At 62.9% G+C, this 15,432-nt stretch carries 12 protein-coding genes; 2 read left to right on the plus strand and 10 right to left on the minus strand.

The window, feature by feature from the left end; all coding sequences use genetic code 11:
- Positions 1-207: 207 nt before the first annotated feature.
- The 10 genes from PQR27_RS11985 to PQR27_RS12030 form a co-directional block, all read right to left on the minus strand.
- Positions 208-2,130 carry a PrkA family serine protein kinase gene (locus tag PQR27_RS11985; protein ID WP_408523859.1) on the minus strand — a complete coding sequence of 641 codons (1,923 nt, stop codon included), beginning with the start codon at positions 2,128-2,130 and terminating at the stop codon, positions 208-210.
- A 783-nt stretch (positions 2,131-2,913) separates the two neighbouring features.
- Positions 2,914-3,675, minus strand: a complete 762-nt coding sequence (locus tag PQR27_RS11990) for a 2-keto-4-pentenoate hydratase (RefSeq protein WP_408523860.1) — start codon at positions 3,673-3,675, stop codon at positions 2,914-2,916.
- A 376-nt stretch (positions 3,676-4,051) separates the two neighbouring features.
- Complete coding sequence (locus PQR27_RS11995; RefSeq protein WP_408523861.1) at positions 4,052-5,809, minus strand: methyl-accepting chemotaxis protein; 1,758 nt, start codon at positions 5,807-5,809, stop codon at positions 4,052-4,054.
- 431 nt (positions 5,810-6,240) lie between these two features.
- The gene (rbsK, locus tag PQR27_RS12000) at positions 6,241-7,170 is read right to left on the minus strand and encodes a ribokinase (protein WP_408523862.1); all 930 of its coding nucleotides are present in this window, start codon (positions 7,168-7,170) and stop codon (positions 6,241-6,243) included.
- A gap of 19 nt (positions 7,171-7,189) precedes the next feature.
- Positions 7,190-8,230 (minus strand): LacI family DNA-binding transcriptional regulator, encoded by a 1,041-nt coding sequence (locus PQR27_RS12005; protein ID WP_408523863.1) that lies wholly within the window; start codon positions 8,228-8,230, stop codon positions 7,190-7,192.
- 160 nt (positions 8,231-8,390) lie between these two features.
- Positions 8,391-9,443: an ABC transporter permease gene (locus PQR27_RS12010; protein ID WP_408523864.1), complete on the minus strand. Its 1,053-nt coding sequence runs from the start codon at positions 9,441-9,443 to the stop codon at positions 8,391-8,393.
- Positions 9,440-11,035 (minus strand): sugar ABC transporter ATP-binding protein, encoded by a 1,596-nt coding sequence (locus PQR27_RS12015; RefSeq protein WP_408523865.1) that lies wholly within the window; start codon positions 11,033-11,035, stop codon positions 9,440-9,442. The genes PQR27_RS12010 and PQR27_RS12015 overlap by 4 nt, the downstream gene beginning before the upstream one ends.
- 291 nt (positions 11,036-11,326) lie before the next feature.
- A complete protein-coding gene (locus PQR27_RS12020) occupies positions 11,327-12,289 on the minus strand; it encodes a sugar ABC transporter substrate-binding protein (protein ID WP_408523866.1) in 963 nt (320 codons plus the stop codon).
- A 384-nt stretch (positions 12,290-12,673) separates the two neighbouring features.
- Positions 12,674-13,651 (minus strand): magnesium/cobalt transporter CorA, encoded by a 978-nt coding sequence (corA, locus tag PQR27_RS12025; protein WP_408523867.1) that lies wholly within the window; start codon positions 13,649-13,651, stop codon positions 12,674-12,676.
- Positions 13,652-13,834: 183 nt separating this feature from the next.
- Positions 13,835-14,275 (minus strand): hypothetical protein, encoded by a 441-nt coding sequence (locus PQR27_RS12030; RefSeq protein WP_408523868.1) that lies wholly within the window; start codon positions 14,273-14,275, stop codon positions 13,835-13,837.
- A 327-nt stretch (positions 14,276-14,602) separates the two neighbouring features.
- On the opposite strand from PQR27_RS12030, the gene cydX reads away from it, so the two are divergent.
- Both cydX and PQR27_RS12040 read left to right on the plus strand, forming a co-directional pair.
- Entirely contained in the window at positions 14,603-14,761 is a 159-nt protein-coding gene (gene cydX / locus PQR27_RS12035; RefSeq protein WP_408523869.1) for a cytochrome bd-I oxidase subunit CydX, read from the plus strand.
- Positions 14,758-15,378 carry a P-loop nucleotide/nucleoside kinase family protein gene (locus tag PQR27_RS12040; protein ID WP_408523870.1) on the plus strand — a complete coding sequence of 207 codons (621 nt, stop codon included), beginning with the start codon at positions 14,758-14,760 and terminating at the stop codon, positions 15,376-15,378. Before cydX ends, PQR27_RS12040 begins: the two co-directional genes overlap by 4 nt.
- The last annotated feature ends 54 nt before the right edge of the window (positions 15,379-15,432 follow it).

The raw sequence follows: 15,432 nt of genomic DNA on the forward strand, positions 1-15,432 counted from the left end.
CACCGCATGTCGATCGGAGTTAGCGTGTCGACCAGAGTCGCCGCTTCAGCGCTTACTCTGGTCCCATACCGCTCATCCCGATCCCATGCAGCTGCGCTAATTCCGGGGGCGCGAGACGCACGTTGCACATTCAACGCTATGTCCATGCAACTCGCGCCTCGCAAGGTGCCCGCGCGGCCGGACCGCGCGGGCGGCACGCTGTGCGTATCATGACGACTTGCGCACGCGCAGATACCAGTCACACAGCAAGCGTACCTGCTTCGGCGTATAGCCCTTCGTCACCATCCGGTTGACAAAGTCTTCGTGTTTGCGTTGCTCTTCCGCCGAACCCTTGGCGTTGAAGGAGATCACCGGCAGCAGTTCCTCCGTGTTCGAGAACATTTTCTTTTCGATCACGACGCGCAGCTTCTCGTAGCTGATCCAGGCAGGATTCTTCCCCGCATTGGCAGCACGCGCACGCAGCACGAAGTTCACGATCTCGTTGCGGAAGTCCTTCGGGTTGCTGATGCCCGCAGGTTTCTCGATCTTCTCCAGTTCGGCGTTCAGCGACGCGCGGTCGAAACTTTCGCCGGTGTCGTGGTCGCGGAACTCCTGATCCTGAATCCAGAAGTCGGCGTACGTCACATAGCGATCGAAAATATTCTGACCATACTCGGAATACGACTCCAGATACGCGGTCTGAATCTCCTTGCCAATGAACTCGGCATAGCGCGAGGCCAGCACGTCCTTGATGAACGACAGATACTTCTGTTCGGTTTCCGGCGGGAACTGCTCGCGTTCGATCTGCTGCTCGAGCACGTACATCAGGTGCACCGGATTCGCCGCGACTTCAGTGGAATCGAAGTTGAACACGCGCGACAGGATCTTGAACGCGAAGCGGGTCGACACACCGGTCATCCCTTCATCGACGCCCGCGAAGTCGCGGTACTCCTGATACGACTTGGCCTTCGGATCGGTGTCCTTGAGATTCTCGCCGTCATACACCTGCATCTTCGAAAAGAGGCTGGAATTCTCCGGCTCCTGCAAACGCGTGAGCACCGACATCTGCGCCATCATCTTCAATGTACCCGGCGCGCATACCGCGTTGGCCAGCGACGAATTGCGCAGCAGCTTCTCGTAGATCTTGATCTCTTCGCCATAACGCAGGCAGTACGGCACCTTGACGACGAAGATCCGATCGAGCAGTGCTTCGTTGTTGCGGTTGTTCCGGAATGCCTTCCATTCCGACTCGTTCGAGTGCGCCAGAATCACGCCGTCGAACGGAATCGCGCCAAAGCCTTCCGTACCCTTGAAGTTGCCTTCCTGGGTCGCGGTCAACAGCGGATGCAGGACCTTGATCGGCGCCTTGAACATTTCGACGAATTCAAGCAAGCCCTGATTCGCAAGACACAGGCCGCCGGAGTAGCTGTACGCGTCGGCGTCGTCTTGTGCATATTGTTCGAGCTTGCGGATGTCTACCTTGCCGACCAGCGACGAAATGTCCTGATTGTTTTCGTCACCCGGCTCGGTTTTGGCTATACCGATCTGGCGAAGAATCGAGGGATAGCGGCGCACCACGCGGAACTTGCGGATGTCGCCATTGTATTCGTGCAGGCGTTTCACTGCCCACGGGCTCAGAATGCTTTTCAGGTAGCGGCGTGGAATACCGTATTGTTCTTCGAGAATCGGACCGTCCTCGTCGTAATCGAAAAGCCCCAACGGTGACTCGTTCACAGGCGAGCCCTTGATCGCGTAGAACGGGACCCTTTCCATGAGTTGCTTCAGACGCTCCGCGATCGACGATTTACCGCCGCCGACCGGGCCCAGCAGATACAGAATCTGTTTCTTTTCCTCGAGCCCCTGAGCCGAATGCCGGAAGTACGCGACCACCTGCTCGATCACGTCTTCCATTCCGTAGAACTCACGGAATGCGGGGTATACCTTGATGACCTTGTTCGCGAAGATACGCGAGGTGCGCGGATCGTTGCGAGTGTCGATCTGTTCCGGTTCTCCGATTGCCGTTAACATGCGTTCGCCAGCCGTAGCGTACGCGGCGGGATTGTCTTTGCAGAGCGCGAGATACTCCTCGAGCGAGAGTTCATCTTCTCGCGTTTTCTCGAAGCGGGTCGCGAAACTGCTGTAGATATCCATGCTACCTCCTCGCCGAAGTCTAGACCGATGTCGTGCGCGGCGCGCTATTCGGAAACGACATCGCTCGAATTCATCCTAAACCCTTTTAAATTTTTTTTCACGAACTACGTTGCGAAAATCGCGCCGTACCCGCCTCCCAACATTCCTCACTTGGAAACACAGATTCGCTCACCTACAATCTTCCGCTCACATCGCAGCGATTGTGGACCTACGTTGCTGCGTTTCCACTGCCATAGCATTTCCACGGCACCCTCTGCCTCTACTGCCCGTTTGCGCGGGTACTCTCGTTCATCGAACGATCCCATCGCCGCACCCCACAGCGTGTCTGCATGCGCACACTTTGTCGCATTAAGCGTGGACGTCATGCGTTTTGTACTGACCACGCTATTTTTTCATCAACGCGCGGCGTGACATTTGCGCCTACACCAAAAGGCGCGTGTTACATGTTTGTTCACCCCTGCTCGTCTGCAGCGGGGTCCACCGTCGTATCGTCAAGCTGTTCGTCAACGCACCGGCCGATTTGTTCCGTGCCATCGCGCATCGATTGCCGTACTCGTCGAGCGCTCGCCGTGCATGTGGCGCGCTTCGTATAACCGCGTTACCGGCATGGTTTGCCGCCTGCATAACTGGATGACGACAGTGCCGCGGCTCGCTTTCATAGGTGTATACGGCTAAGCAGCCAGTGCGGATGCCGCAAAGCAAAACGGCCGCCCGCAGGCAGCCGTTCAATCGTGTGTCGTAATAAGCCGTTACAAGCTCGCGTTACAAGCTCACGTTACAAGCTCACGTCAGTTCAATCTCCACTTCGCCCAGACCGTCGATATGTCCGCGCACGATGCCGGGCTTGTCCACCCTGTGTGCGCCGACGTACGAACCGGTGGTGAGTGTCCAGCCCGGTTCTATGGTGATACCCATGGCCGCACAGTGGTTGACGAACCACACCAGCAGTTCGCGTGGATCGCCTGCTGGATTGCCGGTGGCTTCGGGCACCAATGAGTCGCCGTCAAAGCTCAGCTCCAGTTCGGGCGACACGAAATCGAAGCCGCGTGCGAGCCCCGCATAGGCCACCGGCCGACCGGTGATCAGCGCGCCGTTGTTCTGCGCGTCGGCCAGTTGCGCGAGCGGTGCGACATTTGGCCACTCGGTAAAGCGGCTATCGACAATCTCGATCGCCGGCAGCACCACGCCGACCTTTGAGAGCACCTCGTCGCGCGCATAGGCACGGCCGCGCGGTTCGACCGCCTCGGCGAAACGGAAGGCGATCTCCAGTTCCAGCAGCACGCGGAAGAAGCCCGCGTGAGCGACCCTCGCCGGCGACGGCAGCACCAGCGACGCTGGAATCGGCGCGCCCGAGGCAGCCCCACCAGGCGCTTTGGCACCGATCTTCCACCCACCGGTCGAGTCGCCCAGGCCCGCGATGACAGCCTGCTGGATCGCATACGCGGTCGCGGCATCGGGCGGCAGGCTGTCGGGTGCGGGCGCATCGATCGGGCGATGCTGCCGGCGTGCTTCGACGAGGCGGTGCGCGAGGTCGTGTGGCGTCATGTCGGTCCTTTAGGGCTGGCGCGTTGAGCGGTGGTTGCAGTGGTTGATTGAGCGGTGGACATCAGCGGATTCGCGGCGCCCGCATCACATGCGCGGCATCCGGGCCACGCGCGCTGGGTGGTCGCCCCGGCAATATCGCCGGGACAAATCGTGGTCGCGCCCGTCAATGTACCGGATCGCGACGCTCGCCAGGGGCCGGCCTGCCATCGCGAACGCTACTTAGTCCACAGACCATGCAAAAAGACCGCGGTTGCGTGCGCAATCGCGGTCTTTTACGGTCGTGCTGCGGCTCTGCGCCAGCGTGGTTCGATCTGTTGCGGGATCGGGAACAGATGTTGCGGTAGTCAGCGCGGCTCGGTCGGACCCTGAACGGGATTTAGAACGTTTCCCAATCCTGGTCGCTACCGGTGCTCGCCACTGCCTTGGCGGGCGCCCGGGCCGGCGCAGCGGACGGTGCCGCTGCGGGGGCAGCAGGCGGCTTCGCCGCGGCCTGCGGCACAGGCCGCGGGTGCGCCGCCTGACGCGCTACCGTGGCACGCACCGGCGCTGTCGCACGCTTCGGGACTGCGTTCACCGGCGCCTTGTAGCCACCTTCTTCGAGCTGGAACACCGCCACCGCCGTGCGCAGCTTGCCGGCCTGATCCTCGAGCGATTGCGCGGCCGCTGCGGCTTCTTCGACCAGCGCCGCATTCTGCTGCGTGACTTCGTCCATCTGCGTGACGGCGCGCGCCACCTGGTCGATACCGCTGCTCTGTTCTTCCGACGCCGCGGCAATTTCACCCATGATGTCGGTCACGCGCTGCACCGCACCGATGATCTCGGTCATCGTGCGGCCGGCTTCGTCGACCAGCGCGGACCCGGACTGCACGCGCTCCACCGACGTGTCGATCAGTTCCTTGATTTCCTTGGCCGCCGCCGACGAGCGTTGCGCGAGGCTGCGCACTTCGCCTGCCACGACCGCGAAACCGCGCCCTTCTTCGCCGGCCCGCGCTGCTTCCACCGCGGCATTCAGGGCCAGGATGTTGGTCTGGAACGCAATCCCTTCGATGATCGAAATGATGTCGGCAATCTTTGCCGAGCTCTGGTTGATGTCGCCCATCGTACCGACCACTTCACCGACCACCGCGCTGCCCTTATTGGCGATCTCCGATGCATTGGCCGCCAGCGCACTCGCCTGGCGGGCGTTGTCGGCGTTCTGCTTGACCGTGCCGGTCAGCTCTTCCATGCTCGACGCGGTTTCCTGCAAGGCGGAGGCCTGCTCTTCCGTGCGTGAAGACAGGTCGATGTTGCCGGCGGCAATCTGACGCGTCGCGGTTGCAATCGATTCACTACCGCTGCGCACGCTACGCACCGTTTCGGTGAGGCTGCGTTGCATTCTGGCGATGCCTTCGAGCAGCTGGCCCATCTCGTCACGCGAAGTGATCACGACAGGACGGCGCAAATCGCCGGCGGCGATCGCCTCGAAATGATCGAGCGCCTGATCGAGCGGACGGCCAATCGCGCGGCTGAGTGTCAGGTAGGACAGCACTGCGGCGATCACACCCGCAAACAGCGCGGCGAAGCTGATCATCCGGAATACCTCGAAGCTGTTCTGCGCGGCGTCGAAGCCCTCCTTGGCCGAATCGAACTGGTATTTGCGCAGCGTCTCGTCACTTTCGGCCAGTTCGTTGTAAGAGACCTGCAGACGCTTGGCGTTGTCGAGGATCTTCGACTGGTCGTTCTCGGTAATGACAGCGGCGAAACCGTCCAATAACTGGTGCAGCGCGTCGCGCTTGCTGATGACCACTTGTGCCAGGCGATCCTCATCGGGATCGCGCGGCAGGTCCATGTACTTCTTCCACCATGTGTCGGAAGTCGTGCGCATCAAGCGTCCGCGCTCGAGCGTCGCAGCGGCTTCCGGCGTGCCGGCCATGAACGCGGCACGATCGAGTGCGAGCCGTTCGCGCGCCGCGTACATCTCGGCATTGCCGATATCGACCGCGCCCGGCATCGCGTTGGTGAAAGTATCGCGGTACGTGTCGTTAGAGCGGCTCATGCCGACCAGGCCGAACACGCCCGTGGCGATAAGCAGCGCGGCAAGAAAAGCCATCGTGAGGCCAATCCGCGCCTTGATCGTGATGCCTTTGTTCAACATGCTTGTTCCTGTGCATAACTAATGAGAGGCTGCTGCGCAGCGCGGGGATAGCGTGTGGCGTCTGCGTCTAGTGGCGCTTATTTGGTGCGGCGCTCTAGTAATGTTTACGGCGCTGGGACACCATACTTGAAGCTTTTATATGGTATGAGGAAACGCGTTGTAAGCAGTTGGTAACAATTACAAACGGCTGACCGCCCGCGACTGGTCAAAGGCGCACGGCGTCTTTATGGATGAGGGAATGGGAATTTGGGTGCCTGTTGCGCCCTATTGCGCCCTATTGCGCCCTGTTGCGCTCGGGCGAAGGCGTGAAAGTGTGAAGGCCTGACTGCTTCGGTCGGAACGCACCGGACTGCTGCGACAGCCGCTGCAATCTCACGCGGACGACGCGAGGCCTTTCAGCACTCGCCCCGTCACATCGGGTCATTTTTATATCAGGCCGACGCGTCCAGCTCGGCGTGCGTGGGAATCGAAGGTTGCGCGCCCGCGCGGGTCACGGAAAGTGCCGCAGCGCGCTGCGCAAAGCGGATCGCCGCATCGACGCTCGCGCCGCGCGCGAGTTGCGCGGCGAAACCACCGATGAAAGTGTCGCCGGCCGCGGTCGTGTCGACGGCTTTGACCTGCGGGGCGTCGTAGAGCGCGTCAGGCGCGCCTTCGAGCGCCGCGTGCACGCCGCGCGGACCGAGCGTCACCAGCACGTTGCGCGCACCGGCTGCGCGCAGCGCGGCGGCCGCCTGAGCCGCATCGGCCGGGGTGACGACCGGCAAACCGGTGAGCGAGGCCGCTTCGAGTTCGTTCGGAATCAGGTAGTCGACTAGCGGCAGCCAGTCGGGGGGTAATGGGCCGGTCGCGGGCGCGGGATTGAGGATGACCGTCTTGCCCAATCGTTGCGCTGCGGCCAACGCCGCGTGCACGGCCTCGGGCGGCGTCTCGAGCTGGCAGATCACGACGTCGGCTCTCGCCAGCACGGCTTCATGGCGAGCGATCGTTTCCGGCGTGAGTTCGCCGTTGCTGCCCGCCACAATCACGATCGCATTCTGGCTCGCATCGTCGACGATGATCAGTGCGACACCGGTCGCCGCCGTCCCCGTGCCGACGGCCGCGCAGTCGATACCTTCCGCTTCGAGTCCGGCGCGCAATTGCGCACCATTGGCGTCCGCGCCGACACAGCCGAGCATGGCCACCTGCGCGCCAAGACGCGCGGCCGCCACCGCCTGGTTGCCGCCCTTGCCGCCCGCCACCTGGGCGTAGGTATGCCCGGCAAGCGTCTCACCGGGGTGCGGCAGACGCGGCGCGCGGGCAACGAGGTCCATGTTCAGACTGCCGACCACCGCCACCTGCCCGCGCGTTTCATGACTTGTCACTGCAATTCCCTCCTGGCGCTCATGCCGCCAGATTACGTTTGGCCGCGCCGGCCCAGGTCGCGGTCGATTCGCGCACGATCAGCCGCGGCGACACGACACGCCGGCGCCCCGGCGCGCGCACGGTGCCCGACGAGGTCCCGGCGATGCGCTCGATCAGCGTCTGCGCGGCCATATCGCCGAGCGCGCGCACGGACTGCCCAACCGTTGAGAGCGCCGGATAGGTAAACCGCCCTAGTTCGATATCGTCGAAACCGATGATCGAGCAATCGCGCGGCACGCTGATATTGCGTTCGGCCGCGGCGCGCAGCGCGCCGATGCCCATCATGTCGTTGCCGGCAAAAATCGCCGAAGGCTTCACGGTGTCGAACAACTGGCCCGCCGCACGATAGCCGCCCGTGCCCGAAAAATCGCTTTCCACGATCGCATCGGGCGGAATCTCGATACCGCGCTCCGTCATCGCGCGGATGAAGCCGTGCACCCGCATGGCGCTCACCGCGGTTTTGACCGGCCCGGTAATGCAGCCGATGCGCACGTGCCCCAGTTCGAGCAGATGCCGGGTAGCGAGATACGCACCCTTCTCGTGGTCGATCTGCACCAGGTCCGCGTTCAGGCCTTCGATGTTGCGATCCACCACCACCAGCGGCTCGCGGGCGTCAGCCAGGGTCTGCGCGAGCACCGCGTCATCGCCCGCGGAGGCGACGATCAGGCCGTCGATACGCTTTTCCTGCAGCACGCGCAGATAGTTACGCTGCTTGGCCGGATCGTCGTCGGAATTGCAGAAGAACACGCAATAGCCGTTGCGCGAGCAACCGTCCTCGATGCCGCGCGCCAGCTCCGCGAAATACGGGTTCGTGCTGTTCGGCACCACCAGTCCGATCGTCGCGGTCGCCTTCGCCTTGAGCGAGCGGGCTACCGCCGACGGCACATAGTGAAGCTGACGGATCGCGTGCTCGACCTTCGCTCGCACGTCGGCCGACACCGGCCGTGAATTGTTCACCACGTGCGATACCGTCGTGAACGACACACCCGCCACGGCCGCTACATCCTTGATCGTCGCCATAACCTGTTGCTCTCCTGCCTGTTTTTCCCGCCGGCCGCGCCACCTGGCGACCCACCGGACGTTTTCATCAATGACAGACCAAAACCATGAATACCGACCCTTTACAGCCCTTTACCGCTGTTTCTGCCCTGCCCGTAACAATGTCGCGAGCGTGCCGCCATCAGACGCGCTTGCGCCGGCTGCGATACGTATCCAGCACGACCGCCACCACGATCACCGCGCCGGTGATCATCCGCTTGGTCGGTTCGTTCGCGCCGATCTGCGCGAGGCCGGCCGCCAGCACCGAAATGATCAACACGCCGAAAAAGGTGCTGATGACCGAACCGCGCCCGCCCATCAGGCTCGTGCCGCCGATCACCACCGCCGCGATCACCTGCAGTTCCACGCCTTGACCCGCGTTCGGATCGGCCGCTTCCAGACGCGAAATCTGGAACAGTGCCGCCAGCCCCGCAAGCGCGCCCATCAACGCGAACACAATGATCTTGTACGGCCGCGGATTGACGCCGGCGAGCCGCACCGCTTCCTCGTTTGTGCCGATACCCACCAGATAGCGGCCGAATACCGTACGCGTGAGCACGAGCTGCGCGACGATCATCACCGCCACCGCGATCAGGAACGCGGGCGAAATGCCAAGCGCGATCGGATTCGACAGAAAATCGAATGCGTCGCCGATATAGGCGGTGCGCGAATTGGTCATCTGGTACGCCATGCCGCGCGCCGCTTCGAGCACGCCCAGCGAGACGATGAACGACGGAATCCGCCAGCCCACCGTCACCGCTCCGGTAATCGTGCCGGTCAACGCCGCCGCGGCCACGCCCAGTGCAGCCGACGGCAAGGGGCCCCAGCCCCATTTCAGAGCGGCCACGCTCACCACCGAGGCGCCCAGCGCCAGCACCGAGCCCACCGACAGATCGATCCCCGCAATGATCAGCACGAAGGTCATGCCCACCGACATCACGACCAGATCCGGAATCTGATTGGCGATCGTGCTGAAGGTGTCGTAGCTCAGAAAGTGCGAACTCAGCAGCGAGAACAGCACGATCATGGCCAGCAACGCGCCGGCGAGACCCAGATAGTTCGAAAAGCCAAGCCGGGTGCCCGCCGGCTTGCCGCTCGCAAGCGGCGCGGACGGGTCGGCCGGCGGCGTGACGTTGCCGGCATTCGCGGCGCCCGGCTTGCCATTCGATGCTTCACGCAACGATTGATCGGTCATGACAGACTCCCTGCTTCGTTGGTGTCGGCGGTATGCAGCAACGCCTCGCGGCTGCGGTAGCCGGCGAAAGCCGCGGCCAGCAACGCATCCTGCGACCAGCTGTCGCGCTCGAACACACCCGTCATGCTACCCGCGGACATCACGCCGATCCGGTCGCAGATCAGCATCAGCTCACGCAGGTCGCTCGACACCACGACGAGCGCGCGCCCTTCCCGGGCCAGCGCACCCATCAGGCCATAAATATCGAACTTCGCGCCGACGTCGATGCCGCGCGTAGGTTCGTCGAATAACAGCACGCGGCAATCGCGCGCGAGCCAGCGGCCGATCACGACCTTTTGCTGGTTGCCGCCCGACAGCTCACCGACAATCTGGCCCGGACCCGAGCTGCGAATCCGCATCGCGTCGATCTGCTTTTGCGCCAGCGCGTTCTCGCGTTTCGCATCAATGATGCCGTGCCGCGCCACGCTGCCAATATTGCCGAGCGACACGTTGGCGGCAATCGGTTGCGGCAGCAACAAACCTTCGCCCTTGCGGTCTTCGGTGATCAGCGCGATGCCCTGACGGACCGCATCCGCGGGCGTTGCGATCTGCACCACGGTCGGCGCGGCGCCGGGCGCCTTTGCCAGCGAAACCGTGCCGCTGTCCTTCGGGTCGGCGCCGTAAATCAGCCGCATCAGCTCGGTGCGGCCCGCGCCGATCAGCCCGCTGATGCCGAAAATCTCGCCCGCGCGGACTTCGAACGACACCTCGCGCACCACTTTGCCGCGCGTGAGCCTGTCCACTTTCAGAAGCGGCGCGCCGATGTTGCGCACGCCCAGATCGATCCGCTCGCCCAGTTCCCGGCCGACCATCCACGTGACGATCTGGTCGCTCGTGAGGTTCGCCATCTGGTCGACGTGCACCAGCTTGCCGTCACGCAGCACCGCGATCTGCTCGGCCACCCGGGCCAGCTCTTCGAGCCGGTGCGAGATATAGACCAGCGCGACACCGCGTGCCTTGAGCCGGTCGATCTGCTCGAACAGCAGGTCGACCTCGCGCGCGGTCAGCATCGCGGTCGGCTCGTCGAGGATCAGCACGCGGCAGTCGTCGATCAGATTGCGCGCGATTTCCACCATCTGCTGATGGCCGATGCCGAGTTCGCCGACCAGTGTGTCCGGATCGATCGCGTCGAGCCCGACTTGCGCCATCGCCTGGCGCGCGTCTTCGCGCAGCTTGCGGCGATCGATCCAGCCGAAGCGGAACGCGCCGGTCTGCGGCAAGCGGTTCAGGAACAGGTTTTCCGCCACCGACAAGGTTGGCAGCAGATTCAGCTCCTGCATCACCATGCGCACGCCGAGCGCTTCGGCTTCCGTGCGGCTTGCCGGCGCGTAGGGCACGCCGCCGAGGCGCATCGTGCCCGCGGTCGGATCGACGAGCCCACCGATAATCTTGGACAGCGTGCTCTTGCCGGCACCGTTCTCGCCGGTCAGCGCCAATACCTCGCCGGCGCGCAGCGACAGCGAAACGCCGGCGAGCACCGGTTCGGCATAGGTCTTGCCGATGCCGCTGACGGACAGTACGGCAGGCAACGCGTCGTGGTCGGTTGAATCCATTGCGATCCTGGTTCCGGGGCGGCAGGGCCTGCTTCACGCGATGCGCTCGAATGAAGCGGCCACCGACCGCCACGTGTCATTCCGGCCCAATCAGCGGATGCGCAGGCGCTTCGACCACGCACCTTCCCGCCGCTCAGCCACCGTCATGACGCTTATCTCTGGAATTAACGGCGGCGCAGCGGCTTTCTTGAGCGTTTATTGAATTGACGCGGATTTACGGTCATTTTTTATGCATTCAGCATGAAGATGACCCAAGGCGCAAACCCGCGTGCCTGAGTGATCAGGTGACGCTTACTTCGTCACCAGGTCGCACGGCGTTTCGATCACGCCGGACAACTGCGACTGCTTCTTGTGCTCGCTGAGCGCTTTCAGTGCGGTGTCGATACCGAACACGGCCTGCTTGGCGGCGTACTGGTCAGCGGTGGCCAGCACGCGGCCGTCCTTGAGCATCGGCTTGATCGCGCCGATGTTGTCATAGCCGACTATCAGCACCTTGCCCTGCTTGCCCGCCGCGCGCACGGCCGAGACCGCGCCGATCGCCATGTTGTCGTTGCCGGCCAGCAGCGCCTTCAGGTTCGGGTATTCGTTGAGCATGGCCGACGCCACCGCGTTGCCCTTGTCGATTTCCCATTCACCCGACTGCACCGAGACGACCTTCGCGCCGACGGTCTGCATCGCGTCCTTGAAGCCCGCAGTGCGTTGCTGCGCGTTGGTGGTGGTCGATACGCCTTCGATAATGCCGACTTCGTCGCCCGCCTTCAGCTTCTTGGCCAGGTAATCGCCGACCTTCTGCGCACCCTTGCGGTTATCCGGGCCGACGAACGGCACGTTCAGGTCTTTCGACTTGAGCACGTCCGGGTCGAGCCGGTTGTCGATGTTCACGACGATGATGCCCGCGTCCACCGCTTTCTTGACGACCGGCACGAGCGCTTTCGAATCAGCTGGAGCCAGCACGATCGCATCGACCTTGGAGACGATCATCTGCTCGACGATACGGATCTGGTTCGCGGTATCGGTTTCGTCCTTGATGCCGTTGGTGATCAGGTCGAACTGCGCGGGATTGTGCTTCTGGTAGTCCTTCGCGCCGTTTTCCATGGTCAGGAAGAACTCGTTGGCCAGCGACTTCATCACCAGCGCGACCTTCGGCTTGTGCGCCGGCGCGGTTTGCGCGTACGCGGAGGAAATCGGCAAGGCGGCAGCGGCGGTAACGAGGACCGCGGCCGTCAGGATGCGGCGGCGAATGCGATGGTTCATGCGTATCTCCAAGGCTTGTGAGCTCGCGAGCGAGCCGTATTTTTAGTTGCGCGCAAACGTTTGCGAGGGCTATTCTCAGCGCAGTCCATTCGGATTGTCAACGATTCGCAGTGTTGCAGTGCACCGGCACGCAGAATATGCGTGGATGCTATGCGCTCGATCGACTCGACCCGGCGCGCGCGGTAGGCGCGCCGGTAGATAGCGTTTCGGCAAGGGTTCCTCGCTCGGTCCGTGCGTAGTGGATGTGCCCGCTGGCTGCACTCCGCTGCCGGCGGGCCGCCTATGCTGGACTTTTATTGCGCGCGCTGCAAGCGGGGACAACGCTGGGCGGTTCGACTTCCAGGTCGGGTTCGCATGCCGCCGCCGTGTTCAAACGTACGCTGCTCAGAGCCAGCCGGCCTTGCGGAAGCGGAAGAACAGGATCAGGTCGACCGTCAGCATGACCGCGAGACAGACTGGATAGCCGTACTTGTAGTGCAACTCGGGAATCGTCTGGAAGTTCATCCCGTAGATGCCCGCGATCATGGTTGGCACGGCAAACAGGGCGGCGAACGAACCAAGCCGCTTGGTCACCTCGCTCTCGGCGAGCGAGATCATCCCGAGATTGACCTGCACCGCGGTGACGACCATTTCGCGCCGGCCTTCGATGATTCTGACAATCCGCTCGAGGTGGTCGTAGACGTCGCGGAAGTACGCCTGCATGCCTCCGCACACGCTGGGAATCCGGCCGCCGGTCAGCTTACCGACCGCTTCCTGCAATGGCGCGATGTGGTGCTGCAGGATCACGAGGCGGCGTTTCAACGAGTACAGGTCCTGAATGATCGCGCGCGACGCCGTCGAATTGTTCCGGTCGAAGATGCGGTCTTCGAGGGCTTCGATCTCGGTGTTCATTGCCTCGATAATCGGGAAATAGCGATCGACAATGTCGTCGGCCAGCGCGTACAGCACGAACGCCGCACCTTCCTTGAGCAATTGCGGCTCGCGTTCGCAGCGGGCGCGAACATTCTGGAAGCCGGCGCGGGTACCGCGGCGCACCGAGAGCACATAGTTGCGCCCCACGAACACGTCGACTTCGCCAATCAGCAGTTCGCCCTCTTCATCCATCTCGACGGTGTGCATCACGGCGAATAGCGACTCGCCGTATTCCTCGATTTTCGGACGCTGGTGGCCATTCTGTGCGTCTTCGATCGCGAGTTCGTGCAGATTGAACTCGTGTTTCATCACGGCCAGTTCGCCGGGGCCTGGATCTTTCAGCGCGACCCAGACGAAGCACTCGGGACGCGCCACGTAGTCGCTGATGTTATCGATTTCGATGTCAGCCAGCTTTCGGCCATCCTGGTAGGCGGCGCAATTGATCAGCATGTTGGATTACCTTGAAAGCGGAAACGGACCCGACGCCGGCGGGCGCAGCACCGGAGGGCCGCATGGACGAATGGGCGTTAGCCGCCATGTTAAGGGCTCCGCGTGACGGTCATGTATCCAATTGTTAAACCGTGCCTGCTGGCGCGAGGCCAAGCCAGACCACCCCCTGCCCGGCACCGGGCGCTATTGGGCAACCCTGTGCAAGGCGATCCGATGATCGTCGTTGAACGTGACCGAAGCGCGATTGGTATAGCGGGTATCGTCCGTTACCGTGAAGCGTATCTCGACGATGGGATCGAATTGCGTTGACACACCGATCCGATGCACGCCGGGGCTCAGATAGAAGACCACGTGCTCGCCGTTCATCAGATCGGTGACCTGCTCGCCGTCGATGTACACCAATGCGTCACGAAACCGGACGATCAGGTCGCGCGACCGTTCACGCCTCACGTCCACGGCGACCAGCCCGGCGCCGGGCTGGTTGTAACCCGGCTTGACGATGCGCGCGGCGGGCACTTCCTTGAATGGCACGGGCTCGGCGGGGGTCGAGGCGCAACCGGCGAGCGAAGCGATGACGAACGCGAGGAGCACGGCTTTGCAATGGGAATGCGAGCGCGTCGGCATGCTGGGTCCCCCTGTTGTTGGTTATGGTGCGACTTCTGTTATTGAAGCGTAGCGCGACGCTTTTTTCAGGCCCCGTTGTCGTCGGAAACGAGCGCCTCACAGAGCGTTTCATCAACGCCGCGAACCCATGGATTTGCCATCCTGATCTCTCCCGCCTATGCCGCTCACACTGCCATGCATCATAGCAACGCACGGCCCGCCTGCCATCCTGGCCGAACGGCCAGGGTCGACGCCCCCTCTTGCGCGATGCAGCGTTCTTGTTCATGATCGGTGCAAACGACGAACGTCCGGGCGCGCCTCGCCAGAGATACGATCAAGGAGACTGCAATGTGGTATTTCACCTGGATTCTCGGCATCGGCGTGGCATTGGGCTTCGGCATCATCAATGTGATGTGGCTGGACGCCAACGGCACATTCGCACGCGATCCGCAGCGCGCCGGCTCACCCGGCACGCCGTCTGCCGCGCCTGAGGATACGTCTTCATGACCCATCTGGTGTTTTTCTGCGGTCACGCAGGCACCGGCAAGACTACCCTGGCGAAGAAACTGCACGGCCCCCTCATGCAGGCGTGCGCCACGCCCTTCTGTCTGCTCGACAAAGATACGCTGTACGGCGGCTATAGCGCAGCCGCCATGGGCATGCTGACCGGCGATCCGAACGACCGCGACAGCCCGCTCTTCCTGCAGCATCTGCGCGATCCGGAGTACCGCAGCCTGCTTGATACAGCCCGCGACAATCTTGAGCTCGGCGTGAGCGCGCTCGTCGTGGGGCCGCTGTCGCGCGAAGTGCGCGAACGGCGTCTGTTCGATCGCTCATGGCTGGGTGTCAGCGCAGAGGTGACGCTGCGCGTCGTGTGGGTCTACGTGTCGGAAGAGACAGCGCATCAGCGCATTGTCGAACGCGGCAATCCGAACGATGCCTACAAGCTCGCGCACTGGGAAGAATATCGTCAACGCCGCTTCGTGCCGAGCGGCGACGTCTGCGGCGACCTGTTGATGTTCGACAACACGGCCTCCACTGCCGCGGATTACGAAGCGTTACTTGTGCGGATCGTGGGCGACTCCTACACGCCGGCTACGATGCTGCCGCCCTTACCCGTCTAGCCTCGCCATCAAACGCCAACGCCCCGGAAAACGGGGCGTTGGCGCGGCCCTCTG

Source organism: Paraburkholderia fungorum (assembly GCF_046027215.1).
In the GTDB taxonomy this organism is placed as follows: Bacteria; Pseudomonadota; Gammaproteobacteria; order Burkholderiales; family Burkholderiaceae; genus Paraburkholderia; species Paraburkholderia fungorum_D.

Bases quoted from the DNA above. Each gene is read 5' to 3' on its own strand.
- PQR27_RS12015 (WP_408523865.1), bottom strand. From the start codon at position 11,035: ATGGATTCAACCGACCACGACGCGTTGCCTGCCGTACTGTCCGTCAGC.
- corA (WP_408523867.1), bottom strand. From the start codon at position 13,651: ATGCTGATCAATTGCGCCGCCTACCAGGATGGCCGAAAGCTGGCTGAC.
- PQR27_RS12040 (WP_408523870.1), top strand. From the start codon at position 14,758: ATGACCCATCTGGTGTTTTTCTGCGGTCACGCAGGCACCGGCAAGACT.
- PQR27_RS11990 (WP_408523860.1), bottom strand. From the start codon at position 3,675: ATGACGCCACACGACCTCGCGCACCGCCTCGTCGAAGCACGCCGGCAG.
- PQR27_RS11985 (WP_408523859.1), bottom strand. From the start codon at position 2,130: ATGGATATCTACAGCAGTTTCGCGACCCGCTTCGAGAAAACGCGAGAA.
- cydX (WP_408523869.1), top strand. From the start codon at position 14,603: ATGTGGTATTTCACCTGGATTCTCGGCATCGGCGTGGCATTGGGCTTC.
- PQR27_RS12020 (WP_408523866.1), bottom strand. From the start codon at position 12,289: ATGAACCATCGCATTCGCCGCCGCATCCTGACGGCCGCGGTCCTCGTT.
- PQR27_RS12030 (WP_408523868.1), bottom strand. From the start codon at position 14,275: ATGCCGACGCGCTCGCATTCCCATTGCAAAGCCGTGCTCCTCGCGTTC.
- PQR27_RS12010 (WP_408523864.1), bottom strand. From the start codon at position 9,443: ATGACCGATCAATCGTTGCGTGAAGCATCGAATGGCAAGCCGGGCGCC.
- PQR27_RS12005 (WP_408523863.1), bottom strand. From the start codon at position 8,230: ATGGCGACGATCAAGGATGTAGCGGCCGTGGCGGGTGTGTCGTTCACG.
- PQR27_RS11995 (WP_408523861.1), bottom strand. From the start codon at position 5,809: ATGTTGAACAAAGGCATCACGATCAAGGCGCGGATTGGCCTCACGATG.